At 75.1% G+C, this 22894-nt stretch carries 29 protein-coding genes; 17 read left to right on the top strand and 12 right to left on the bottom strand.

Annotation, left to right across the window (positions count from 1 at the left end):
• Positions 1-54 precede the first annotated feature (54 nt).
• Positions 55-972 carry a methionyl-tRNA formyltransferase gene (locus tag C8D89_RS08775; RefSeq protein WP_116707693.1) on the top strand — a complete coding sequence of 306 codons (918 nt, stop codon included), beginning with the start codon at positions 55-57 and terminating at the stop codon, positions 970-972.
• A 2-nt stretch (positions 973-974) separates the two neighbouring features.
• Here C8D89_RS08775 and C8D89_RS08770 read toward each other — a convergent pair whose 3' ends face one another.
• From C8D89_RS08770 to C8D89_RS08725, 10 genes are all read right to left on the bottom strand, one after another.
• On the bottom strand, positions 975-1700 hold the full coding sequence (locus tag C8D89_RS08770; protein ID WP_207787129.1) for a pentapeptide repeat-containing protein: 726 nt from the start codon (positions 1698-1700) through the stop codon (positions 975-977).
• 25 nt (positions 1701-1725) lie between these two features.
• Positions 1726-2238: an SRPBCC family protein gene (locus C8D89_RS08765; protein ID WP_116707692.1), complete on the bottom strand. Its 513-nt coding sequence runs from the start codon at positions 2236-2238 to the stop codon at positions 1726-1728.
• Positions 2235-2594: an ArsR/SmtB family transcription factor gene (locus tag C8D89_RS08760; RefSeq protein WP_279323363.1), complete on the bottom strand. Its 360-nt coding sequence runs from the start codon at positions 2592-2594 to the stop codon at positions 2235-2237. Before C8D89_RS08760 ends, C8D89_RS08765 begins: the two co-directional genes overlap by 4 nt.
• Before the next feature lie 63 nt (positions 2595-2657).
• A complete protein-coding gene (locus C8D89_RS08755; RefSeq protein ID WP_243417952.1) occupies positions 2658-3968 on the bottom strand; it encodes a cytochrome P450 in 1311 nt (436 codons plus the stop codon).
• A gap of 54 nt (positions 3969-4022) precedes the next feature.
• Positions 4023-5027, bottom strand: a complete 1005-nt coding sequence (locus C8D89_RS08750; RefSeq protein WP_133251850.1) for an AraC family transcriptional regulator — start codon at positions 5025-5027, stop codon at positions 4023-4025.
• A gap of 11 nt (positions 5028-5038) precedes the next feature.
• The gene (locus C8D89_RS08745; protein ID WP_116707828.1) at positions 5039-5449 is read right to left on the bottom strand and encodes a tautomerase family protein; all 411 of its coding nucleotides are present in this window, start codon (positions 5447-5449) and stop codon (positions 5039-5041) included.
• Positions 5449-6903, bottom strand: coding sequence for an aldehyde dehydrogenase (locus tag C8D89_RS08740; RefSeq protein WP_207787128.1), 1455 nt, complete (start codon positions 6901-6903; stop codon positions 5449-5451). Before C8D89_RS08740 ends, C8D89_RS08745 begins: the two co-directional genes overlap by 1 nt.
• A complete protein-coding gene (gene dmpG, locus C8D89_RS08735) occupies positions 6903-7955 on the bottom strand; it encodes a 4-hydroxy-2-oxovalerate aldolase (RefSeq protein ID WP_116707689.1) in 1053 nt (350 codons plus the stop codon). Before dmpG ends, C8D89_RS08740 begins: the two co-directional genes overlap by 1 nt.
• On the bottom strand, positions 7952-8860 hold the full coding sequence (locus tag C8D89_RS08730; RefSeq protein ID WP_116707827.1) for an acetaldehyde dehydrogenase (acetylating): 909 nt from the start codon (positions 8858-8860) through the stop codon (positions 7952-7954). The genes dmpG and C8D89_RS08730 overlap by 4 nt, the downstream gene beginning before the upstream one ends.
• 20 nt (positions 8861-8880) lie before the next feature.
• Positions 8881-9696, bottom strand: coding sequence for an IclR family transcriptional regulator (locus tag C8D89_RS08725; RefSeq protein WP_165825605.1), 816 nt, complete (start codon positions 9694-9696; stop codon positions 8881-8883).
• A gap of 123 nt (positions 9697-9819) precedes the next feature.
• Between C8D89_RS08725 and C8D89_RS08720 the strand changes: the two genes are divergently transcribed.
• From C8D89_RS08720 to C8D89_RS08675, 10 genes are read left to right on the top strand one after another with little or no spacing between them, the layout of a single operon-like run.
• Positions 9820-10803 carry a DODA-type extradiol aromatic ring-opening family dioxygenase gene (locus C8D89_RS08720; RefSeq protein WP_116707687.1) on the top strand — a complete coding sequence of 328 codons (984 nt, stop codon included), beginning with the start codon at positions 9820-9822 and terminating at the stop codon, positions 10801-10803.
• A complete protein-coding gene (locus C8D89_RS08715) occupies positions 10800-11633 on the top strand; it encodes a DODA-type extradiol aromatic ring-opening family dioxygenase (protein WP_207787127.1) in 834 nt (277 codons plus the stop codon). The genes C8D89_RS08720 and C8D89_RS08715 overlap by 4 nt, the downstream gene beginning before the upstream one ends.
• Complete coding sequence (locus C8D89_RS08710; protein ID WP_207787126.1) at positions 11633-11923, top strand: BMC domain-containing protein; 291 nt, start codon at positions 11633-11635, stop codon at positions 11921-11923. Before C8D89_RS08715 ends, C8D89_RS08710 begins: the two co-directional genes overlap by 1 nt.
• Before the next feature lie 3 nt (positions 11924-11926).
• Positions 11927-12259 carry a BMC domain-containing protein gene (locus C8D89_RS08705; RefSeq protein ID WP_116707686.1) on the top strand — a complete coding sequence of 111 codons (333 nt, stop codon included), beginning with the start codon at positions 11927-11929 and terminating at the stop codon, positions 12257-12259.
• Complete coding sequence (locus C8D89_RS08700; protein WP_116707685.1) at positions 12256-12501, top strand: EutN/CcmL family microcompartment protein; 246 nt, start codon at positions 12256-12258, stop codon at positions 12499-12501. Before C8D89_RS08705 ends, C8D89_RS08700 begins: the two co-directional genes overlap by 4 nt.
• Positions 12498-13634 (top strand): PEP/pyruvate-binding domain-containing protein, encoded by a 1137-nt coding sequence (locus C8D89_RS08695; RefSeq protein ID WP_165825604.1) that lies wholly within the window; start codon positions 12498-12500, stop codon positions 13632-13634. The genes C8D89_RS08700 and C8D89_RS08695 overlap by 4 nt, the downstream gene beginning before the upstream one ends.
• Positions 13624-15486: a PEP-utilizing enzyme gene (locus C8D89_RS08690; protein WP_116707683.1), complete on the top strand. Its 1863-nt coding sequence runs from the start codon at positions 13624-13626 to the stop codon at positions 15484-15486. The genes C8D89_RS08695 and C8D89_RS08690 overlap by 11 nt, the downstream gene beginning before the upstream one ends.
• Complete coding sequence (locus tag C8D89_RS08685; RefSeq protein WP_116707682.1) at positions 15483-16190, top strand: HAD-IA family hydrolase; 708 nt, start codon at positions 15483-15485, stop codon at positions 16188-16190. Before C8D89_RS08690 ends, C8D89_RS08685 begins: the two co-directional genes overlap by 4 nt.
• Positions 16187-16633: a RidA family protein gene (locus C8D89_RS08680; RefSeq protein ID WP_116707824.1), complete on the top strand. Its 447-nt coding sequence runs from the start codon at positions 16187-16189 to the stop codon at positions 16631-16633. The genes C8D89_RS08685 and C8D89_RS08680 overlap by 4 nt, the downstream gene beginning before the upstream one ends.
• Entirely contained in the window at positions 16623-17321 is a 699-nt protein-coding gene (locus C8D89_RS08675; RefSeq protein ID WP_116707681.1) for an alpha/beta hydrolase family protein, read from the top strand. The genes C8D89_RS08680 and C8D89_RS08675 overlap by 11 nt, the downstream gene beginning before the upstream one ends.
• Before the next feature lie 105 nt (positions 17322-17426).
• Here the strand turns inward: C8D89_RS08675 and C8D89_RS08670 are convergent, their stop codons facing one another.
• Complete coding sequence (locus tag C8D89_RS08670; protein ID WP_207787125.1) at positions 17427-17888, bottom strand: nuclear transport factor 2 family protein; 462 nt, start codon at positions 17886-17888, stop codon at positions 17427-17429.
• A 113-nt stretch (positions 17889-18001) separates the two neighbouring features.
• Between C8D89_RS08670 and C8D89_RS08665 the strand changes: the two genes are divergently transcribed.
• Together C8D89_RS08665 and C8D89_RS08660 are read left to right on the top strand one after the other, a co-directional pair.
• A complete protein-coding gene (locus C8D89_RS08665) occupies positions 18002-19288 on the top strand; it encodes an alpha-hydroxy-acid oxidizing protein (RefSeq protein WP_243417951.1) in 1287 nt (428 codons plus the stop codon).
• 19 nt (positions 19289-19307) lie between these two features.
• Positions 19308-20057 carry a histidine phosphatase family protein gene (locus C8D89_RS08660; RefSeq protein ID WP_133251849.1) on the top strand — a complete coding sequence of 250 codons (750 nt, stop codon included), beginning with the start codon at positions 19308-19310 and terminating at the stop codon, positions 20055-20057.
• A gap of 10 nt (positions 20058-20067) precedes the next feature.
• Here the strand turns inward: C8D89_RS08660 and C8D89_RS30725 are convergent, their stop codons facing one another.
• A complete protein-coding gene (locus C8D89_RS30725; protein WP_279323362.1) occupies positions 20068-20190 on the bottom strand; it encodes a hypothetical protein in 123 nt (40 codons plus the stop codon).
• 241 nt (positions 20191-20431) lie between these two features.
• On the opposite strand from C8D89_RS30725, the gene C8D89_RS08655 reads away from it, so the two are divergent.
• The 4 genes from C8D89_RS08655 (at position 20432) to C8D89_RS08640 (ending at position 22839) form a co-directional block, all read left to right on the top strand.
• Positions 20432-20725, top strand: a complete 294-nt coding sequence (locus C8D89_RS08655) for a hypothetical protein (RefSeq protein WP_116707677.1) — start codon at positions 20432-20434, stop codon at positions 20723-20725.
• On the top strand, positions 20722-21480 hold the full coding sequence (locus tag C8D89_RS08650) for a DUF4383 domain-containing protein (RefSeq protein ID WP_116707676.1): 759 nt from the start codon (positions 20722-20724) through the stop codon (positions 21478-21480). The genes C8D89_RS08655 and C8D89_RS08650 overlap by 4 nt, the downstream gene beginning before the upstream one ends.
• Positions 21481-21576: 96 nt before the next feature.
• On the top strand, positions 21577-22398 hold the full coding sequence (locus tag C8D89_RS08645; RefSeq protein WP_116707675.1) for an enoyl-CoA hydratase: 822 nt from the start codon (positions 21577-21579) through the stop codon (positions 22396-22398).
• A 39-nt stretch (positions 22399-22437) separates the two neighbouring features.
• The gene (locus C8D89_RS08640) at positions 22438-22839 is read left to right on the top strand and encodes a VOC family protein (protein WP_116707674.1); all 402 of its coding nucleotides are present in this window, start codon (positions 22438-22440) and stop codon (positions 22837-22839) included.
• Positions 22840-22894: the final 55 nt, after the last annotated feature.

Raw genomic sequence — 22894 nt, 5'->3', positions numbered from 1 at the left:
GTGCCGACGGTGGGCGATCCGTGCCCGTTCCGCGCGGGCTGGTAGAGATGCGCCGTGGACATCGCACTCGTCGCCGAGGAGGCCGCCGGGGTCCGTGCCCTGCAGCGCGTCGCCCGCAGCGGGCACCGGCTGTCCGTCGTACTCACGGCGAGCGCGCCGACGGGGGCCGGGGCGACGGTGGCGTCGGCGGCCGCGGAGCTCGGCGTGCCGACCCTGCCCGCCGAGCGCGTCCGCGACCCCGCCCTGGCCGACGAGCTGCGGGAGAGGGGTGTCGACGTGCTGCTCAACGTCCACTCGCTGCACCTCGTGCGGCCAGAGATCCTCGGCGCGCCCCGGGTCGGGGCGTTCAACCTGCACCCCGGGCCGCTGCCCGAGGTCGCGGGCCTCAACTCCCCCAGCTGGGCGGTGGCGAAGGGGCACGCCGAGCACGGGGTGACGCTGCACTGGATGGAGGCCGGGATCGACACCGGCGACGTCGTCGACCAGGTCCGCTTCCCGATCACCTCAGACGACACCGCGCTGACGGTCTCGGTGCGTTGCATCAAGCACGGCCAGGAGCTCGTCGACCGGCTCCTGGCGTTCCTCGACGCCGGGCCGGACGCCGTGCCGCGGCACCCGCAGGACCGCGCCGCGCGGCGCTACTACGGGCGGGGCGTGCCGCACGACGGCCGCGTGCCCTGGACCGCACCCGCGCGCGAGGTGCTCGACTTCGTGCGGGCGTGCGACTACGGGCCCTACCCCTCGCCGTGGGGCGTCCCGCGCACGCGCCGGGGCGGCGACGAGATCGGCCTGCTCCGCGCGTCGGCCACCGGGCGGTCCTCCGCGGGCCACGACGCCGGTGTGGTGGACGAGGACGAGGAGGGGCCGCTGGTCGCCACGGGCGACGCGTGGATCCGGCCGCGGCGCCTGCTCGTGGGCGAGCGTGCCGTCGACCCCGCCGAGGTTCTGCGCCCCGGCCACCGGCTGGGCTGACCTCACACCACCTGCAGGCCCAGGGCGCGGCAGAGGTCGGCGGCCTGCGCCGGGGAGATGATCGCGCCGCGCAGCACCGCGGGGGTGTCGGGGGTGAGCTCGCCGAGGTCGGCGCCGCGGAGGTCGGCGCCGTCGAGGCGGGCACGGGTGAGGTCGGTGCCGCGGAGCTTGGTGTCGGTGGCGACGACGTCGCGCAGGTCGGCACCCGAGAGGTCGGCGTCGGAGAGGTCGACGCGGTCGAGGCGCCAGCCGCGCAGGTGGCCGTCGGTGAGCCGGGCCAGCGCGAGCGAGGAGCCGTCGACGGTGAACGTCACCGCCAGGCTGCGCAGCTCTGTGAGGTCCACGCCGATCATGCGGCAGTCGCGGAACGTCGTGTCGACGAGCCGGGCGCCGACGAGCCGGGCGTGCGAGAGGTCGACGCCGTCGAGGACGGCGTCGGTGAGGTCGGCGTCGGTGAGGTCGGCGCCCGCGAGCGAGCCGCCCGTGACCTGCACCCCGTCGAGCACCGCGCCGCGCAGGCACACGCCCGGGGCGCGGACCTGCTCGAGCACGGCGCCCGACAGGTCGACCCCGGCGAGGTCGGCCTCGTCGAGCACGCAGCGGCGCAGGACCCACGGCCGGGCGTGGCCGCGGTCGAGGCGCTCGCGCAGGCGGACGGGGTCGGCGCCGGTCAGGTCGGCGTCGGCGATCTCGGGACCGGCGTCGAGCGCCGCGAGCGGATCGGTCACGACCGCAGTGTGGCGCGGCTCCCCGTCAGCCCGGGATCGGCGCTCCCGAGGGGACCCCGGCGGCGACGTAGGCCTCGTAGACCTGCTCCCAGTCCGGGGTGCGTCCGCCCTCCGGGGCCGCGGGGGTGCCCTCGACCGTGGCGTCGAGCGCGTCGAGGCAGAGGTCCCAGCCGGCGGCGTTGCGCGCGGCGGCGTCGCGCTCGTCGAGGAGGTGGGTGAACGTGAGGCGGGTGTGGCCGCTGCGCAGGGTCTCGACCTCGAAGTGCAGCTCCTCGCCCTCCCACGTGAACGCGACGCGTCGGGGCGGGTCGTGGGCGAGGACCGTGCCCGTGCCGCCGTCGCCGTCGGTCTCGAAGGTGTAGGTGAGGGTCGCGCCCGGGCTCCAGTCCGGGGCGACGACCGTGGCCGGGAACCAGTGGGCGAGCTCGGCGGGGTCGGTGAGCAGGCCGAACACCCGCTCGGCGGGGTGGGCGTACTCGCGGACGAAGCGCAGGGCGGGGCGGCCGTCGATCTCGAGGTAGCTGCCGGTGGGGCTCACGGGGTGTCCTCCGAGGGTTCGTGGGCCGGGTCCTCGACGGCGGTCCCGTCGAGGCGTCGGCCGAGGGCGTCGAGGCTGTCGGACCACAGCCGCCGGTACGGCGCGAGCCACGCGTCGAGCGCGACGAGCGGCTCCGGGTCGACCTCGTAGACCCGGCGCTGGGCCTGCGCGCGCACGCGCACCAGGCCCGCCTCGCGCAGCACCCGCAGGTGCTTGGACGTGCTGGGCTGGCTGAGCTCCAGGGCGTCGACGAGCTCCCCGACGGCCCGGGGCCGCTGCCGCAGCAGCCCGAGCATCGCGCGCCGGTGCGGGTCGGCCAACGCCGTCCACGTCGCGGCGTCCGGCGGGGTGGTCACCCGAGAAGTATGCCGGAACAGGAATATGCCAGGCAAGGCATGGACAGCGACCGGCCCCAGCGGTCACCAGGTGACGTCGAGCGTCTCCAGGCCACGGAAGAAGTAGCTCGCGATGTAGCTCGGCGTGTACCCGTCGGCCAGGCGCATCTCGGGGAGGCGCCGCACGAGGGTCTCGAGGGCGACACGGATCTCGGCGCGGGCCATCGGCGCGCCGGGACAGACGTGGAGCCCGCGACCGAACGCCAGGTGCTGGCGCACGTTCGGTCGGTCGATGTCGACGGTGTCCGGGAGGGGGAAGCGGGTCTCGTCCCGGTTCCCCGAGCCGAACAGCAGGAGCACCATCGTCCCGGCGGGCAGCTCCGTGCCGCCCAGCACGGTGTCGCGGGTTGTCACGCGGAACAGGCCGCGGTGCGGCGCGTCGCGGCGCAGAACCTCCTCGGTGACCTTCGGGATCGTCCTCGCCGGGTCGGCGAGGACGCGGTCGTGGACGTCCGGGTTCTGCAGGATCGCCAGCATCGTCGCCGTGATCGCGTCGCGGGTGGTGTCGAACCCCGCCACGCGCGCGGCCCCGCGGGTGATGTTGTGGACGAGGGCGTCGGACAGCCCCGGGTAACCGTTGGCGCCGTGGACGAGATCGGAGATGAGGTCCTCGCGCGGGTGGGCGCGACGCTCGTCGATGAGGGCCTGGAGGTAGACGGTGTAGTCGCCCATCCGCCCGGCGGACGCGATCCGGTCCTCCAGGGGCGCCAGTGGGTTCCAGAGGGTGGCGACGTCGTCGGTCCAGATCTGGATCTGTGCGGTGTCCTGGGGTGGGTAGCCGATGATCGCGCTGATCACCGATTGCACGAACGGGACGGCGTACTGCGCGACGAGGTCGGCGCGCCCGCGGGCCGGGATGGCGCTCGGCTCTCCTGCGGGGGTGCTGTGCTCGATGCCTCCCGTGGCGAAGGCGTCGACCAGCGAGTCCGCGGTCGCGCGCATCGTCGGCATCATCGCCCGCACCCGCGCGCCGGTGAAGCCGGCGTCGAAGACCCGGCGGATCGGGGTGTGCTCCGGCTCGTCCTCGTTCACGACCGCGCCGGTCTCGGGGACGTTCCCGGCGCGCAGGACCTCGACGACCTCCGGCGGATTGCTGTACATGAGCGGCACTGCGGGCTTCGACGAGTACGTCTCCGGGTCGTCGATCACGGTGACGAGGTCGTCGTACCGAGTGACCATGTAGGCGCCGAGGGTGGGGCTCAGCGCCGGCGGCTGCTCACGGGCGGCCCGGTAGAACAGGTGGGGGTCCTCCCGGTGCGGGCTGACCATGGGGTTGAAGTCCAGGAGGCCGTGGTCGACCGGGCAGGTGATGGCGGGTTCCTCGGCGGTGGTCACGGCGCTGTGCCTCCCCTGCGGTGGACGGTGCCGCGACGGTAGGTGTGATCCACGTCATCGGTCGATCCGCGGAGCGCGGTCCGCGGTGTCGGTTCCGGCAGTGCCCGCGCGGCGCGCTGTGACGGCGGGTGCCTCGCCGAACGCCTCCCGGTGCGCGCGGGCGAAGCGGCCGAGGTGGGTGAAGCCCCAACGCGCCGCGACCGCGGCGACGCCGCCGCCGTGCTCGCGCAGCTCGTCGTGGGCCCGCCGGAGGCGGACCTCGCGGACGTGGGCCATCGGCGAGGTGCCGTGGTGGCGGCGGAAACCGTCCTGCAGGCCACGCGCACTGACCCCCGCTGCCGCGGCGAGCTCGGCGACGGTCCACGGGTGCTCGGGGCACGCGGCCACCGCCTCGACGGCACGACGGACCGAACGCGGTCCCACCGCCGTCGGGGTACGAGCCAGCGCCTCGCGCTCGGGGTGCCCGACGGTGTGGAGCAGCCCCCCGACCACCGCATCGAGGAGCGGGCGCATGACTCGCGGGTCGGTGGCGAAGCCCCGCGGGTCGCTCGCGAGCCCGGCGAGCGCCGCGACCAGGGACCACCATCGGCGCCCCTCCGGCGCCGCGAGATCGATCGTCGGCGCCAGCGCGACCGGCCCGCGGACCGGCCGGTCGAGCAGCACGGCCAGGTGCGCCTCGAGCGCCCGCCGTTCGACCTTGAGTCCGAAGAGCCGTCCACCGTCCGCCCAGCCGTGCAGGCGGGAGGCGCCGTCCGGGCGGTAGACCGCGGCGGTGTGCGTGCTGGCACAGACGTCGACGCTGCCCGACCGGGTCCGCAGGACGCCGTCGAGCGCGACGTTGACCTCGTAGGCGGTGGCGAGCTCACCGGTCTCGATGAGGACCTCGCCGCCGTAGGAGAGCACGCCGGCAGCGACCGGTCCGAGGTCGATCGCGTCCAGCGACATCGCGAAGTCGCGCCGGTCGTGCAGCACCGTCATCCGGTGCGGGAAGAACACCTCGCCGCAGGCCGCCCGCGCGTGCTCCGGGTCCGTCGTGGTCGTCGCGACGGTCCGCGGCACGGCAGGCCCGGTCACCGCGGCCCGGCCGCCCGCGCGGCGATCTCCTCGCGGCGGACCCCGGACGCCGGGACGCCGCCGATGGCCCAGTCGTCGGGCGGGACCTGGATGAGCCGACCGCGCACGCGCGAGCGCGTCACCCCGAGGACGTCGACGACGAGTTCGGTCAACTCCGCCAGGAGCCGGTGGCGCTGCTCGGTGGGCCGGCCCCCCAGGACGACGGCGGTGAAGTACGGCGCCGGTGCGGTGTGCGTCTCCCCGCCGACGGCCCAGTGCTCCCGGGGGTGCAGCGTGGCGTAGGCCCGGACACGCTCCGGCGGGGACTCGAGCACGTCCGCGTAGCGCCGGCTCGTCTCGCGCAGGAGGCGGGCGACGACGTCGGGGGAGTGGTCACCCTCGACGAGGTGGATCTCGAGGATCGGCATCACGCGTCCCCGGGTCGGATGGCCATCACCACCGCCTGGGGCTCGGTGAAGAACTCCCGGCTGAAGTCACCGCCCTCGCGTCCGACGCCGGAGTCGCCCATCCCGCCGAACGGGGCGCGCAGGTCGCGGACGAAGAAGCAGTTCACCCACACCGTGCCCGCCCGCAGCGCGGCGCCGACGCGGTGGGCGCGCGAGAGGTTCTCGGTGAACACCATGGCGTTGAGGCCGAAGGGCGTGTCGTTGGCGGCACGCACGGCCTCGGCCTCGGTGTCGAACGGGGTGACCGACACGACGGGCCCGAAGATCTCCTCGCGCTGCACGGGCGCGTCGGCCGGCGCGTCGACGAGCACCGTCGGGGTCACCGTCCAGCCCTCGCCGCCGCCACCGGTGAGGATCTTCCCGCCGTGGTGTTCCAGCCCGTCGAGGTACGAGCGGACCTTGCGGAAGTGCGTCTCGGACGCGAGCGGGCCGATCTGCGTGCCCGAGCGCTTCGGGTCGCCCACGACCAGCGCCTCGGCCGCCGCGGCGAAGCGCTCGACGAACTCGTCGTACACCCCGCGCTGGACGTAGAGCCGCGACCCGGCGAGGCACACCTGACCGGCGTTGGTGAAGATCGCCTTGATCGACCAGTCGACCGCGCCGGCCAGCTCGGCGTCGTCGAACACCAGGTTGGCGCCCTTGCCCCCGAGCTCGAGGCTGACCGGCACGAGGTTCCGCGCCGCCGCCGCGGAGATGACCCGCCCGGTGCCCGACTCGCCGGTGAAGGTGATGCGGTCGACCCGGGGGTCGGCGGTGAGCGCCGCGCCCGCGGAGTCGGGACCGTAGCCGTGCAGGACGTTGAGCACGCCCGGCGGCATCCCGGCCTCGAGGGCGAGGCGCGCGAGGATCGTCGCCGAGGTCGGCGTGTCCTCCGCGGGCTTGAGCACGACCGTGTTGCCCCAGGCTAGAGCGGGCGCGATCTTCCAGCTCTCGAGCATCAGCGGGAAGTTCCACGGCGCGATGGCCGCGACCACCCCGGCCGGGGGGAAGCGGGTGTAGGCGTGGTGCCCGGAACCCGACGCGTCAGGGTCCATCGGCAGGGCGTCGCCGTGGGCGAGCCGGGCGTGGTCGGCGAAGAACCGCAGGTTCTGGGCGGTGCGCGGCACGTCCTTGCCGCGTGCGTCGTCGATCGGCTTGCCCATGTCGGTGGTGTCGGCGAGCGCGAGCTCCTCGGCGTGCTCGCCGACGAGGTCGGCCAGCCGGTGCAGGATCGCGCCGCGCTCGGTGAACCCCATGCGGGGCCACGGGCCCTCGTCGAACGCCCGCCGCGCCGCGGTGACCGCGCGCTCGGCGTCCGCCGCCGACCCGAGCGCCACGTCGGCGTGGGCCTCTCGCGTCGCGGGGTCGACGGTCGGGAAGGTGGCGCCGTCGAGGGACTCGGTGTCGGCGCCGTCGATGACGTGGGGGACGAACATCAGCCCTGCTCACGCTCGCGGGCCAGCTCCAGCGCCACGTCGATGATCATGTCCTCCTGGCCGCCGACCAGCCCGAGCTCGCCGCAGCGGCGCAGGATGTCGGGGACGGGGACCTTGTAGCGCTCGCCGGCGTGCTCGGCGTGGAGCAGGAAGCTCGAGTACACGCCCGCCCAGCCCTGCGTGATGGCGTTGCGGTCCATCTTCGGCCAGCGGTGCAGGTAGGGGCGCACGACGTCCTCGGCCGCGTCGAGCAGCGCGGTGACGTCCAGCCCGGTGGTGACGCCGAGGCGGTCGAACACCGCGGCGAGCACCTCGGTGGGCGAGTTGCCCGACCCGGCGCCCAGCGCACAGAGCGAGCCGTCGATCTCCTTGACGCCCACCTCGGCCGCGATCACCGAGTTGGCGACGCCGAGGGAGAGGTTCTGGTGGCCGTGGTAGCCGACCCAGGCCTCGTCGCCGACCTCGGCGAGCAGCGCCTCGAACCGCGCCCGCGCCTCGTGCATCAGCAGCGCGCCCGCGGAGTCGGTGACGTACGGGCACTGGCACCCGGCGTCGACCATGATCCGGGCCTGCTTCGCCAGGTCCTCGGGCGGCGTGCGGTGGGCCATCATGAGGAACCCGACGGTCTCCATGCCCAGGTCGCGGGCGACCCCGAAGTGCTGCGGCGAGACGTCGGCCTCGGTGCAGTGGGTGGCGACCCGGACGATGTCGGCGCCGGCGTCGCGGGCGCGGCGCAGGTCGTCGACGGTGCCGATGCCGGGGACGAGCAGCACCGCGATCCGCGCCTGCGTCGCCTCCTCGCGCGCGGCGGCGATCAGCTCGAGCTCGCTGGTGTGCGAGAAGCCGTAGTTGAAGCTCGAGCCGCCGAGGCCGTCGCCGTGGGTCACCTCGATGACCTCGACGCCGGCGCGGTCGAGCGCGCGGACGGTGTCGCGCACCTGCTCGGAGGTGAACTGGTGGCCCTGCGCGTGGCTGCCGTCCCGCAGGGTGGTGTCGGTGATGCGGACGTCGTAGCGAATTGGGGGTCGGGCACTGCTCTCGGGCCGGCTCATGCCGCCACCTCCGTCATGTCGGCGGCGACCAGCTCGCCGACCTGCGCCGCGGCGGCGGTCATGATGTCGAGGTTGCCGGCGTAGGGCGGCAGGTAGTCGCCGTTGCCCTTGACCTCGAGGAACACCGCCACGCGCCCGCGCCCACCCCACGTCTGCCTCGGCGGGTCGAACTGGGGCTCCGCGCGCATCGTGTAGCCCGGGACGTACTGCTGGACGCGCTCGACCATCGCGTGCACCGAGGCCGCCACGGCGTCGTGGTCGGCCTCCGGCGGCAGGGAGCAGAACACCGTGTCGCGCATGATCATCGGTGGCTCGACGGGGTTGAGGATGATGATCGCCTTGCCCCGCTCGGCACCGCCGACCTCCTCGACGGCGCGGGCGGTGGTCTGGGTGAACTCGTCGATGTTGGCCCGGGTCCCGGGTCCCGCCGACCGCGAGGCCGTCGACGCGACGATCTCCGCGTAGGCCACCGGGACGACACGGGACACCGCGGCCACGATCGGGATGGTCGCCTGCCCGCCGCAGGTGATCATGTTGACGTTCGGGGCGTCGAGGTGCTCGGGCATGTTGACCGGCGGGCACACCATCGGCCCCAGGTGCGCCGGCGTCAGGTCGATCGCCCGGATGCCGGCCTCGGCGTAGCGGGGTGCGTTGGCGGCGTGCGCCTTGGCCGACGTGGCCTCGAAGACCATGCGCGGCAGCGGGTCCTGCGCGAGCAGCCAGTCGAGGCCCTCGGCGGAGGCCCGCACGCCCATCGCCCGCGCGCGATCGAGCCCCTCGGACTCGACGACCCCGACCATCGCGGTGACCTCGATCCGCGCGCTGCGCGCGAGCTTCGCCAGCAGGTCGGTGCCGATGTTGCCCGGGCCGACGATGGCGGCCGGGACCTTCGCGGGCTCACTCATGCCCGGCAGCGTGGCACCGCTCACCGTGGAGGTGGAACCACCACGTTCCGCTCCGCGGGACCGCGGGGCGCCGGCACGGTGGCGGGGCGCGGTGCCGGCGCCGCTGTGGCGGGGACGACGGGGAGGGCGCCGCGGGCTCGTGCGGCGGCGGTGACGACGTCGTCGGCGGTGCGCGCCAGGACCGCGCGGGTGAACAGCGCCGAGGGGCCGGCGACCGAGAGCCCGCCGACCGGCCGGTCGTCGGCGTCGACGACCGCGGCGGCCACCGAGGTCCGTCCGGCCTGGAAGGAGGAGGACACGACGTAGCCGGTGCGGCGTGCGGCCGCGAGCTCGTCGGCCAACCGGGCGCGGTCCGGCGCGGGCACGCCCTCGTCGCGGCACAGCCGCGCGATGCGCTCGTCGACGTCGGCCGGGTCGAGCCGCGACAGCGCGGCCTTGCCGCACCCGCCGCGCCAGGCCGGCGCGCGCAGCCCGACCCGGTTGTCCATCGGCGCGCGGATCGGACCCGCGGCCCGGTGCAGGTAGACGACCCAGCCGCCGACCAGCTGGCCCACGTGCACCTCCTGGCCGGCCACGCGCAGCAGACCCGGCAGGGCGCCCTCGACGGCGGCGACGAGCCCGGTCCGCTCGATGATCTGCCCCGCCAGCCCCACCAGCAGCGGTCCCAGGCGCCAGCCCCGGCCGGGCACGGTCTCCAGGAGGCCCTCGCCGGCCAGGGTCGTGGCGAGCACGTGCACGGTGCTGCGCGGGATGCCGGTGCGGGCCGCCAGCGCCCGGGTGGAGAGCACGTCGACCCCCGGATCGAAGGCGCGCAGCAGGGCGGCCGCCTTGCTCACCGCCTGACTCCTCGGGCCGGCCGACACCATCTGCCGGAGTCTGGGCAGCTCCCGGCACGGTGTCCAGCCCTGCGGGACACGACGCTGGGGCGGCCGCCGCGCCCGCCCCTAGCGTCGCGAACCGTGTCCCGCGTCTTCCACCTCCCCGCCGGCAGCACCCGGTCCGGGGCGCGCCGCGCGGCCGCTTCCCCGTCGGGACCGGGCCCGGCGGCGGCGCCCGGGCCGGGGCCGCGCCGCGGCGGGATCGTCGCGGGCTACCTGGCGCCGCACCCGCCCCACCTTGTGTACGCGGAGAACCCGCCCCAGAACGAGCCGCGCTCGACCGGGGGCTGGGAGGTGCTGCGCTGGGGCTACGAGGAGCTGCGCCGCCGGCTGCGCGCCCACCGCCCCGACGTCCTCGTGGTGCACGCGCCGCACTGGATCACGATGGTCGGCCACCACGTCAACTGCGTGCCGAACCCGCGCGGCGTCAGCGTCGAGCCGATCTTCCCGCACCTTTTCCGCTACCACTACGACTTCCGCACCGACGTCGAGCTGGCCGAGGCCGTCGTCGAGGAGGGCGAGCGCGCCGGCCTCGTCACCAGCGCGCTGCGCGAGGAGGGCGTGCGGGTCGACTACGCGACGATCGGCGCGCTGCACCTGGCCAACCCCGACTGGGACCTGCCCGTCGTGTCGCTCTCGGCCAACAACAACCCGTACTACTACTCCGACGCGTCGCTGGGCGAGATGGAGACCCTGGGCGCGGCCACCCGGCGGGCGATCGAGCGCACGGGACGCCGCGCGGTGCTGCTGGCGTCGAACTCGCTGTCGCACATGCACTGGGACACCGAGCCCGACCTGCCCGAGGACATGGCCGCCGAGCACCCGTTCTCCCACGAGCAGTACGCCGGCGACATGGAGCTCCTGCAGATCGTCCGGGAGGGCCCGACGTCGCGGCTGAAGGACGCGATCCCGCGCCACATCGGCGCGACGGCGTCGGAGACCAAGGCCGGCAGCCTCACCTGGTTGCTCGCGGCCATGGGTTGGCCGGAGGTCGCGGGTGACGTGCTGGCCTACGGGACGGTCATCGCCACCGGCAACGCCGTCGTCGAGTGGGTGGCGCCGTGAACGCACTCCCGGCGGCCCTCGTCCCCGCCATGCCCCACCTGCTCGCCGGCGACCCGACCTCGAGCTGGGCCGAGCTCGCCACGGCGACGCGCACGGTCGGGGACCGGCTGCGCGCCGCGGGCGTCGAGACGGTGCTGCTGCTGTCCACGCACTGGTTCACCGTGCTCGGCCACCAGGTCCAGTGCGACGACCGGCTCCGGGGACGGCGCACCGACGAGAACTGGTACCGCTACGACTACGGCCACCTCGCCTACGACGTCACCGTCGACACCGAGCTCGCGCACCGCTGGGCGGACGCGATCGACGCGGACGGGATGCAGGCCCGGCGCACCCGCTACGACGGCTTCCCCGTCGACACCGGCACGGTCGTCGCCTCGCAGCTGCTCGACCCCCGCGGGCAGGGCCGCTGGGCGATGGTGTCGTGCAACCTCTACGCCGACCCCTCGGCGATGGCCGCCGTCGCGGCCGCCGGGATGCGGGCCGCCGGGCAGCTGGGGCGCCGGCTCGGCGTCGTCGCGGTGACCGGCCTGTCCTCGGGCCTGACCGGGCGCTGGATCGACCCGGGGGAGGACCGCGTCGAGGACACCCACGACCGCTGGAACCGCAAGATGCTCGACGCGATCCGCGCCGGCGACCGGGAGGCGGTTCTGGCGATGAGCCCGCAGTACGCCGCGGCGGCCCAGGCCGACAGCCAGTTCCGGGCCTTCGCGTTCCTCGACGGTGCGGGCGCGGTCGACCGGCCCGGGGAGGTCCTCGCCTACGGCCCGGTGTGGGGCACGGGCGCGGCGGTCGTGTGGTGGGGCGAGCCAACCGAGAGCAGGGAGACCTGATGGCACGGGCAGTGGGGTTCATCGAGGCCGAGGGGTTCGTGCCGGTCTTCGACGCGGTCGACGCCATGGTCAAGGCGACGGAGGTGGAGGTCCGCGGGGCGGTCCGCCTGGGCGGCGGGCTGGTGGCCGTGGCGGTCACCGGCGACCTCGCGACCGTCGAGGAGGCCGTCGAGGTCGGCGAGGAGGTGGCCCGCGCGGTGTCCGGGCGGGCGGTGAAGTCGATCGTGTTCGCGAGCCCGTGCACGCCGGTCCAGGCCCTGGCCGGCGACATGGCGATGGTGGGGAGCTGACCGATGGCGGAACGCGGTGCCGGAGCGATCGGGATCCTGGAGACGCGCGGCGTGGTGGCGCTGGCGGCCGGGATCGAGGCGATGATGAAGACCGCCGACGTCGAGACCGTGACCGTCGAGCGGGTCAGCAGCGGCTACCTCGCCGCGGCGGTCCGCGGCTCGCTCGCCGCCGTGCGCCAGGCCGTCAACGCCGGATCGGCCGCGGTCGAGCAGTACGGCGAGCTGCGGGCAGCCCAGGTCTACCCGAAGCCCCACGGGGTGTCGGTCGGGCTGCTGGAGAACGGCAGCGCCGATCGGCTCGCGCGGGCCATCGAGGCCCGGGGGTCGACGCCGTGATCCTCGGCGAGGTGGTCGGGCGGGTCTGGTCCGAGCGCGAGGTCGACGGGCTCGGTGGCGCCCGCATGGTGCTGGTGCGCGAGCCCGCCTCCGGCGCCCAACGGGTGGCGGTCGACCTGCTCGACGCGGGGACGGGGACGACGGTGCTGGTCGCGACCGACGAGGCCGCGGCGGCCGCGACCGGGCGCGGGTGCGTCGACGCGGCGGTGGTCGCGCTCGTCGCCGGGTGGGACGGCTCGTGAGCAGGGCGGGTGGGCCGGCGTGGGTCATCGGTCTCGACGACCCGGCCGCCGCGGACGCCGCCGTGGTCGGCGGCAAGGGCGCCGGGCTGCACCGGCTGGTCGCGCTCGGGGCCCGCGTCCCCGCCGGTTTCGTCGTGACGACCGAGGCCTTCCGGGCGGCCCTCGGCGACCGGACCGGGGATCTGGAGCGACCCCTGCGGGCGCTGCGGCCGGACGCCGCGATCGACGAGGTCGAGCGGGCCGCGGCGGCGGTGCGCGCGCGCCTGCTGGAGACGGCCGCGGCGGGCCCGGTGCTCGACGCCGTCCGTGCGGCCCACGACCGGCTCGCCGGGGACGCGGTGCGCGTCGCGGTGCGCTCCTCGGCGGTCGGGGAGGATGCCGTCGGCGCCTCCTACGCCGGCGAGCACGACACCTACCTCGAGATCCGGGGCGCCGAGGCGGTGGCCGACGCGGTCTGCCGCTGCTGGGCGAGCCTCTACACCGCGCGCGCCGTCTCCTACCGGGGGCACGCCGGTGTCGGGACGGCGGGCGCGATGGCGGTGGTCGTGCAGGAGATGGTGCCCGCGCGGGCGGCCGGGGTGTTCATGACGCTCAACCCGGCCAACGGCGACCGCTCCACCGTCGTGTGCGAGGCCGTGTGGGGGCTGGGGGAGCCGCTGGTCTCCGGCGCGGTGACCCCCGACCGCTTCGTCCTCGACAAGATCAGCGGCGAGGTGCTGCGCCGCGAGGTCGTCGCCAAGCCGCGGCGGCTCGTGCGCTCCTCCGACGGCGCGGCGTCCGGCCCGACGGAGGTACCGGTGCCGCCGGACGCCCGCGAGCGTCCCTGCCTCGACGACGCCGAGCTCGCCGAGCTGCTCGCCGTCGCGCGGCGGGTCGAGCGCGCGGCCGGGGTGCCCCAGGACGGCGAGTTCGCCGTCGCCGAGCCGGGCGGCCCCGAGCACGTCCACCTGCTCCAGACCCGTCCCGAGACGGTGTGGAGCGCCCGTGCCCCCCGCGCGGCCACCGCCGGCCCCGGCACCCGCTCGGCCCTGTCCGCCGTGCTGGCCACCCTCACCCGCGGGGCCGCCACCCCCGTCGCGAGCCCCACCCCGACCCCCGCCCCGCACGAAGGGAAGCCCGACCATGGCGGCTGACCGGTTCCCCAGCCCGTTCGACATCGAGACCCCGCCCGGCGCCGAGGGCTGGGAGTCGATGTACGACTGGTACCACCTCTTCGGTCCCGAGCGCCGCGAGCTGGACGAGGGCCGGTTCTGGTTCGCCGACCGCCTGCACCACCCCGACGTGCTGCACCCCTACGACGAGATCCAGTGCGAGTGCTGGTGGCAGGCGCTCGGCGCGTTCAACACCCGCATCTTCGCGATGCCGCCGTCGTTCGGGGTCGACCAGCGCATCGTCAACGGGCGGCTCTACGTGACGCCCGTGGCGGCGCCGGCAGAGCAGATCGCGGCCCGCGCCGAGGAGTTCGGCCGCCGCGCCGGGCACTACTACGAGCGCTGGGACGCGATCTACGCGGAGTGGAAGGAGAAGGTGACCGCCAAGCTCGAGGAGATCCGGGGCCTGCGCTTCGACCCCCTGCCCGAGCTCGAGCCCGAGTCCACCGTCTACGAGCACGTCGGGCACTCGGCCGGCTTCCGGATGATCCGGGACTTCGACCGGCTCGTGCTCACGATGTACGAGACCTACCAGTACCACTTCGAGCTGCTCAACATCGGCTACGCGGCGTACCTGACGTTCTTCGCGATGTGCCGCCAGGCCTTCCCGGACATCTCCGACCAGTCGATCTCGCGCATGGTCGGCGGGCTGCGCGTCGAGCTCTACCGGCCCGACGACGAGCTCAAGCGGCTGGCCAAGGAGGCCCAGCGGCTCGGCCTGGCCGGGCGGCTCGGCGGCACCGAGGACGCCGCGACGCTCTTCGCGGCCCTGCGTTCGGACACCGCGGGCGCCGAGTGGGTCGCCGACTGGGAGCGCACCGCCGACCCGTGGTTCCTCATCAACACCGACCCCGGGCACCCCGGTGGGTACCACACCTACCCCACCTGGGCCGACGAGCCGGAGATCCCGCTGGCGTCGGTGCGCGAGTACCTGCGCCGCCTCGAGGCGGGCGAGTCGATCGACCGCCCCACCGACGAGGTGCTCTCCGAGCGCGACCGGATCACCGCGGGCTACCGCGAGCTGCTCGCCGACGAGGAGCGCGCCACGTTCGACGAGACCCTGGCCCTGGCCCGCCAGGTGTTCGCCTACATCGAGGAGCACGTGCTGTACATCGAGCACTGGATGTGGGCGACGTTCTGGGCCAAGTCCAAGGAGCTCTCCCGCGCGCTCGCGGCGATGGGCGAGTTCGACGAGCCCGAGGACATGTTCTTCCTGCGGCGCTACGAGGTCGCGGAGGCGATCTACGACTGTGTCGCGGGCTGGTCGGTGGGCTCGCGTCCCCGCGGGGCCGACCACTGGCGCCCGATCATCACGCGCCGCCGGGAGATCTACGAGGCCCTGCGGGCGTGGGAGCCGCCGCCGGCGCTCGGCCCGCCGCCGACCCAGATCGACGAGCCGTTCACGGTCATGCTCTGGGGTATCACCACCTCCACGGTGTCCGAGTGGCTGCGCGCCGACGGTGACGCCGGCACCCTGCGCGGCACCGCCGGCTCACCCGGCGTCGTCGAGGGGCCGGTGCGCGTGGTCACCCACCCGTCCGAGCTCACCGAGGTCCAGCCCGGCGAGGTGCTGGTGTGCCCGGCGACGTCGCCGTCGTGGGCGCCGGTGTTCGCCCGCGTGGCCGCCACCATCTCCGACGTCGGCGGGATCATGAGCCACACCGCCATCGTGTGCCGCGAGTACGGCATGCCGTCGGTCGTCGGCACCGGCAACGCCGTCGCGACCCTGCGCACCGGCCAGCGGGTGCGGGTGGACGGCAGCGAGGGCGTCGTCACGGTGCTCGCGCCCGCGGACGCGGAGCCCGACGGAGCCGGACGGTCGGGGAGCCCGTGACGTCCTGCGCGCCGCGCCCGCCCGGCGGGCCCGAGCCCGTGCCACCCGACCCCGTGCGGGCCGCGCGGCGCCGGGCCCTGCGCCGGACGCGGGGAGCCGGGGGCACGCTGCTGCTCGACATGGGCGGCGTGGTGATCCCTACGCTGTTCGAGTCCACCGACGTCCCCGGGTTCCCGGCGGGGCCGACGGGGCCCGACGACGACTACCGCGCCGTCGAGGTGGGCGAGTCGCAGGAGCGTGACTACTGGGCCCGCCTCGCCCGGCGCCGCCCCGACCTGGACATCGGCGCGCTGTGGCGCGACTGCTCCTACGTGCGCGGGGAGATCCTCGGGCTCATCGGCCGGCTCGCGGGGCGGGTGCGCGTCGTCGCGTTCACCAACGACATGGCCCACTGGTTCGGCGACGACTGGCCGCAGCGCTTCCCCGCCGTCGCCCGCTTCGACGGGGTGCTCGAGGCGGCGAAGCTCGGCGTCCTCAAGCCCGACCCGGCGGCGTTCCGCGCCGCGGCCGCCGCGCTCGGGGAGGACCCGCGCCGGTGCCTGTTCGTCGACGACCTCGCCGCGAACCTCGACGGTGCGCGCCGGGCGGGCATGGCCGCGGAGCTGTTCGAGGTGACCGACCCGGCGGGGTCGGTGGCCCGGGTGGCGCGGGCGCTCGGCCTGCCCGCCGACGAACCCCGGCGGCGGCGGGTGTGGTCGCCGTGACCGGCCCCGAGCAGCGGCTGGGCGAGCTGGGCCTGACCCTGCCGCCACTGCGCCGCCCGGCCGGGAACTACCGCGGGTGGACGACGGCCGGCGACGTCCTGCACCTGGCCGGGCAGGGCGCCGACGGGCACACCGGCCGCCTCGGCGCCGACCTCGGCGTGGCCGAGGGCTACGCCGCAGCGCGGGCGTGCGCGCTCAACCTGCTCGCCCAGGCACGCGACGCGCTGGGCTCGCTGGACCGCGTCGCCCAGGTGCTCGTGCTGCGGGGCTACGTGGCGTGCACCGACGACTTCACCGACCAGCCCGGGGTCGTCGACGGGGCGTCGGACCTGCTGGCCGAGGTGTTCGGGGCCCGCGGGGAGCACGCGCGCACGGCGATCGGGGTGCGCGCCCTGCCGCGGGGCTTCGCGGTGGAGCTGGACGCGATGCTGCGTGTGCGCTGAGCGGCTCGCCTACGGGCCGGGGGCCCACCAGTTCGTCGACGTGACCCCGGGTCGTCGGCGCGGCACGGTGGTGCTGCTGCACGGCGGCTTCTGGCGCGCCCGGGTCGGGCTCGACCACATCGCCCCGGTCGCCGAGGACCTGCACGCCCGCGGGCCCACCGTGTGGAACGTGGAGTACCGCCGCGTCGGCCAGGCGGCGTTCCCCGCGACCCTCGACGACGTCGAGGCCGCGGTCGGCCGCGCCGTCGCGGCGGCGGACCCGCCGGTCGTGGTGGTCGGCCACTCGGCGGGCGGGCACCTCGCGGCCTGGGTCGCGGCGCGTGTCCCGGTGGCGGGCATCGTGTCGCTGGCGGGTGTCCTCACGCTCGCCGACGCGGCGCGTGACGGGGTCGGCGGGACCGCGGTGCCCGACCTCGTCGGGGGCATGCCCGACGAGGTCCCGGAGCGCTACGCCGCGGCCGACCCGATGGCGCTGCTGCCGATCGGCGTGCCGGTGCGGTGCGTGCACGCGCCCGGCGACGACCGCGTCCCGCCGGCGATCAGCCGCCGCTACGTCGCCGCGGCCCGCGCGTCCGGCGACGACGCCACGCTGATCGAGGTCCCGGGCGACCACTTCACGATCGTCGACCCAGCCCACGAGACCTGGCCGACCGTTCTCGCCCCGATCACCGACCTCCTCGACCACTAGCCGGTGGCACACGGGGTGTGCCAGCAATGCGGCTTTCCTGGCGTTCAACGCCAGGATCGCCACATCCTCGCGGCTGCGACACGCCGTGCCGCGCGAGGCGCCCGGCTACGCGTGCGGGTAGCCCCGTCCCGCGTAGTCGAAGCCGCCGAGTTCGAGGCGGGCGAGGTCGGGGGCCTGGGGCGAGGCGTAGTAGGCGCGGATCTCGGTGATGAACCCGTCCCCGTCGAACTCGTACCACTCCGCGCCGCGCAGGATCACCCCGAGCGAACCCTTGTGGTGGGTCCACTCGCACACGGCCTGCCGGCGCGGCTCGTCGACGACGATCGCGTCGACGGTCCACGACGAGCCGCGCTCGCGCACCGCGGTGGCCCAGCGCTGCGCGATCGTCCGGGCGCCACGCCACGGGCCGTCGTACATGTCGGGCGGGAAGTAGTGCACCGCCTCGGGGGCGAGGTGGGCGGCCACCGTGTCGGCGTCGCCGGCGGTGCAGGCGTCCATGTAGCCGCGCACGGTGGCCTCCAGATCCGCCGCCGTCGTCCCCCGGACCGCCCCTGCCGCTGTGCCCACCGACGCCTCCCTCGAGATCGTTGCCGAGCGAGAATGCGGAGTTCCTGGCGTTGGACGCAAGCAAAGCCGCATTGCTCGCACCGGGACGGTGCGCCCACGCGAGGATGGGACACGTGAGCCAGAGCGGGCGGGCGCGGCAGGACGAGGTGTACCGGGGCGGGATTGCGGGGCGACGGCCGGTGGTGCCGACGGCGTTCCCCGCGTTGGAACGGCGGGCGCGCCGAGCGATGACGCGGCGTGCCTGGGCCTACGTCGCCGGCGGCGCGGGCAGCGAGGAGACCGTCCGCGCCAACCGCGCGGCTTTCGACCGGCACCGGATCGTGCCGCGCGTCCTGCGCGGGGTGGGGGAGCGCGACACCTCGGTCGAGCTGTTCGGCCGCCGACTGGACGCCCCGGTCCTGCTCGCGCCGATCGGTGCGCTCGACCTCGTCTCCCGCCAGGCCGACCTCGCCGTCGCCCACGGCGCCGGGGAGGCCGGCGTGCCGATGATCGTCTCCAACCAGGCCGGCCACGCCATGGAGGACATCGCGCCGTACGCGACGGCCGGCTGGTGGTTCCAGCTCTACTGGTCGACCTCCGACGACCTCGTCGACAGCTTCCTCGCCCGTGCCGAGGCGGCCGGGGCGGGCGCGGTCGTCGTCACCCTCGACACGACCGTGCTCGGGTGGCGTCCCCGCGACCTCGACCTCGGGCACCTCCCGTTCGCCCGCGGGCTGGGCATCGCCCAGTACACCTCCGACCCGGTGTTCGCCCGGCTGACGCGCGAGACCGCCGAGGGCCCCGCCCGCCCGGCACCGCGCCCGACGCCGACGGCCGTGCGCACCCTGCTGGAGATCAGCCGCCACCACCCCGGGCGTTTCGTCGACAACCTGCGCTCCCCGCTGCCGCGCGCCGCGGTGGAGACGTTCCTGCGTGTCTACTCCCGACCCACGCTGAGCTGGGACGACATCGCCACCCTGCGCTCGCGCACGCGGCTGCCGGTGGTGCTCAAGGGCGTCCTGCACCCCGACGACGCCCGCCGCGCGCTCGACGCGGGGGTCGACGGGGTGCTCGTCAGCAACCACGGCGGCCGTCAGGTCGACGGGTCGGTCGCGACGCTCGACCTGCTGCCCGGCGTCGTCGACGCGGTCGGCGACCGGGTCCCGGTGCTGCTCGACTCCGGCGTGCGCAGCGGTGCCGACGTCGCCCGGGCGCTCGCCCTCGGCGCCACCGCGGTCTGCCTCGGCCGGCCCTTCGCCTACGGCCTCGCGCTGGCCGGGGCGGCGGGGGTCGCGCAGGTGACCCGGGACGTCCTCGCCGAGCTCGACCTCACCCTCGCCCTCGCCGGCGCCCGCAGCCCGGGCGATCTCGAGCTCGCGTCGTTCGGCGCTGCGGAACCCGCCGCGCGGACCGCCCGATGATCGCGCCAGGGTGGGCGGCATGAGTCGGGTACTCCTGATCCGCCACGGCGAGACCCACGGCTACTTCGACGACGTCGGGCTCACCGAGCACGGCGAGGAGCAGTGCCGGGCGAAGGCCACCGAGCTCGCGGGCGACCTGCCCACCGGCGCTCGGGTGGCGATGGTGCACGCCCCCACCGCGCGGGCCACCGCGACGGCGCGGACGTTGCGGGAGGTCCTCGCCGCCCGCCGTGACGACCTCGACCTCGGCGACCTGCGCCCCGACGTGCGCTTCGACAGCCTGCAGTTCCTGCACGGCGGCGCCGCCCGGGAGTCGTCGGGGGTCGCGGCGCACCGCCTGCGGTTCAGCGCGAACGGGACGCCGGCCCCGGACTGGGTGCGGGCCTATGACCAGTTCGACACCGACTACGGCGCGGGCTCCCGTCTCGGCGGGCCCATCGACCGCTGGATGACGCTGGTCGGCCTGCACTTCGAGCCGCCTCAGGTGATCGCCTACCGGGCCTGGGCCGGGATCCGTGCGCAGGACCCGGACATGATCACCCTGGTCGCCTCGCACTCCGCGCTGCTCCGGGGCTTCGCCGCCGCCGCACTCGGCCACGACCCCGGCGAGCCCCGCAACCTCGAGCACGTGGACGTCGTGGTCGACGGCGATCACGCCCGCGTTGCCTTCCGCGGCGAGCACGTCGACGTCGAGGTGCCCACCGAGCTGCCGCCGTGGCTCGACCCGTCCTACCTGGACGCGGAGGAGCGCGCCGCCCGTCCCTGGTAGCCGGGAGCGGTCAGGACGGCTGGGTCTGGGCAGCGGCGGGGGTGTCGACGCGTCGGCGGTGCCACCGCGGGAGCATCAGCGACACGATCGCCACGATCGGGCTGGCGATGGCGGCGTGCAGTGCGCCGGACATGCGGTCGACATATTGCAGGGAGCTCCGCCCGCACCGCCCTGACCAGCACCGTTCGCGGTCGAGCGCTCACCGCCGGTTCGGGCGAGGTGCCGCAGCATCACGACCCTCCGTCCGCCGCACGGGGCGCAGGCCGGTGGTGGTGCGCGGGTCCGCGACCCGGACGTGACGTTTCGGGCGTCCGGGGTCCGCACATCCCGAGGGGGTCTCCACCACGTCGAGACCACGCCCGGGAGCCTGCAGCATGTCCCTCTCCGACACCCTCGCCCACTGGCGAGCCCGCCTGACCGGTGAGCGGGGTCCCGTCGGTCCCTCGCCCACCGACGACCCCTCCGAGTCCGATGCCGGCCACGACCCGCGCACCGCCGCGTCGCGCACCACGGGTGGGGCACATCCCGAGAACCGCGGCGACCAGGGCGCCAGCACCGGCACCGGCGACTCCGAGACGTTCGTCGGCCGCACCGCCGGCCGCGATCTCGGCGACGCCGGCGAGACCGGCGCCGAGGCCCGCCACGACGCCGAGCGGGGTGTGCGATGAGCACGCCGGGTGCGGAGCGCAGCAGTTCCCTCCGCCCCGATCACCGCGTCATCTGGATCCATCGTGCGGGCGCGCTCGTCGTCGCGGCCATCATCGCCACGTTCGGTGTGCTCGGCTTCGTCGGCGGGCTCGGCTTCTTCGACACCGAGGGTGAACCGATCCTCGGGATGTCCACCAACGGCGCGCTGTCGACCGTCTCGATCGTCACCGCCGTCGTGCTGGTCGCCGCCGCGATCCGCGGGGGACGGCTCTCCTCGACCGTCATGGTCGTGATCGGGACGCTCTTCCTCGTCTCGGCGTTCGTCAACCTCGCGCTGATCGGCACGGCCTACAACCTGCTGGCGTTCCGCCTGCCCAACGTCTTCTTCTCGATCGGCGCCGGCATGGTGCTCCTGTTCACCGGGGCCTACGGGCGGTTCTCGGCGAAGCTGCCGCCCGACAACCCGTACAAACTCGAACGGCACCCCGAGGACCCCGAGGACCACGCCGACGCCGCCGAGGCCCCGGAGGACGCCCATCGCCAGCCGCGACCCTCGTCGGCGGCCGAGGCGGAGGCGGACATCGCCATGGCCGAGGCTGCCCGCGCGCGCGCCCAGGGCGCCGCGGACGAGGACCAGCGTCGGCGCCTCGACGCCATGGCCGGGGCGCGGACCCATGAGGAGCGCCGCGCGATCTGGATGCGCTTCGACCGGGACGACGCCGAGGGCGACGGCACGGGCCCGGACGGCCCGACGCGCGGCCGCGCGATGGCCTGACCGAGGGCACGTCCGGGTCGACCCGTCCGTTCGGCGGGGCCGGTCCGGCCCGTCACGGCCTGGCCCGTGGCCGTCGTGACTGATAGACGTGGACGCATGACCGTGAGTGCGCCCTCCACCCCCACCCACGAGCAGCCGGCGGATCCGCCCGCCGTGCGGGTCGAGGTCGAGGGGGCGACCGCCGTCCTGACGCTCGCCAACCCGCGACGGCGCAACGCCCTCTCCGTGGCCACGATGCGCGAGCTCACCGCCGCGCTCACCGACGTCGCCGCCCGGGACGGCGTGCGCGCGATCGTGCTGCGGGCCGAGGGTCCCGCGTTCTCCGCCGGGCACGACCTCTCCGAGATGATCGACCGGACGCTCGAGGAGGAACGCGAGGTCTTCGCGGTCTGCACCGAGCTCATGACCACGGTGCACCGCGTGCCTCAGCCCGTGATCGCCGCGGTGCAGGGCGTCGCCGTCGCCGCCGGGTGCCAGCTCGTCGCCACCTGCGACCTCGCCGTCGCCGCCGAGGGTGCCGTGTTCGGCACGCCCGGGGTGAAGATCGGGCTGTTCTGCTCGACGCCCATGGTGGCGGTCACCCGGGCGATCGGCCGCAAGCGTGCGATGCAGCTGCTGCTCACGGGCGAGACGATCGACGCGGCGACGGCAGCCGAGTGGGGCCTGGTCAACCAGGTCGTCGCGGCCGACGAGCTCGACGCCGCGGTGCGGGCGCTCGCCGACAAGGTCGCCGACGCGAGCGCGGTGACGCTGCGCATCGGCAAGGAGGCGTTCTACCGCCAGGTCGACCTGCCCGAGGACGCGGCCTACGAGCAGATGAGCGAGACCATGGCGACGAACGCGATGACGTGCGACGCCCAGGAGGGCATGTCGGCGTTCCTGGCCAAGCGCGCCCCGACCTGGTCGCACCACGACTGATCGTCCGCCCGCCAGACACGAGGCAAAGGAGCCCGTCCCATGGCCTTCCCCGGCCTGCAGCACGTCGCGATCACGGTCTCGGACCTCGAGCGCAGCACCCGGTGGTACAGCCGGCTCTTCGGCGCCGACCCGGTGCTCGACGAGGACGAGGAGGGCGGCGAGTACCACCACACCGTCTTCGCCCTCGACGGCGGCACGCTCTTCGGCCTGCACACGCACCTGGGCCGCGAGTCCGGCGACCGCGCCGACGAGCACCGCACCGGCCTGGACCACATCAGCTTCGGGCTGTCGGGCACCGCCGAGCTCGAGCAGTGGCGCGACCGCCTCGACCAGCTCGGCATCGCCCACGGCGGGGTCAAGAAGGCGCACTACGGCACGGGCATCTCGTTCCGCGACCCCGACAACATCGCCCTCGAGTTCTTCATCGCGCCCGGCACCTGAGGCGCGTCCCGGGAGCGACGAACGCGCCGTTCGCTGCTGTAGAAGCAGCGAACGG

Origin of the sequence: Actinomycetospora cinnamomea (assembly GCF_003096675.1) — a bacterium.
GTDB classification, from domain to species: Bacteria; Actinomycetota; Actinomycetes; order Mycobacteriales; family Pseudonocardiaceae; genus Actinomycetospora; species Actinomycetospora cinnamomea.
This window is presented reverse-complemented; position numbering and strand designations above follow the sequence as displayed.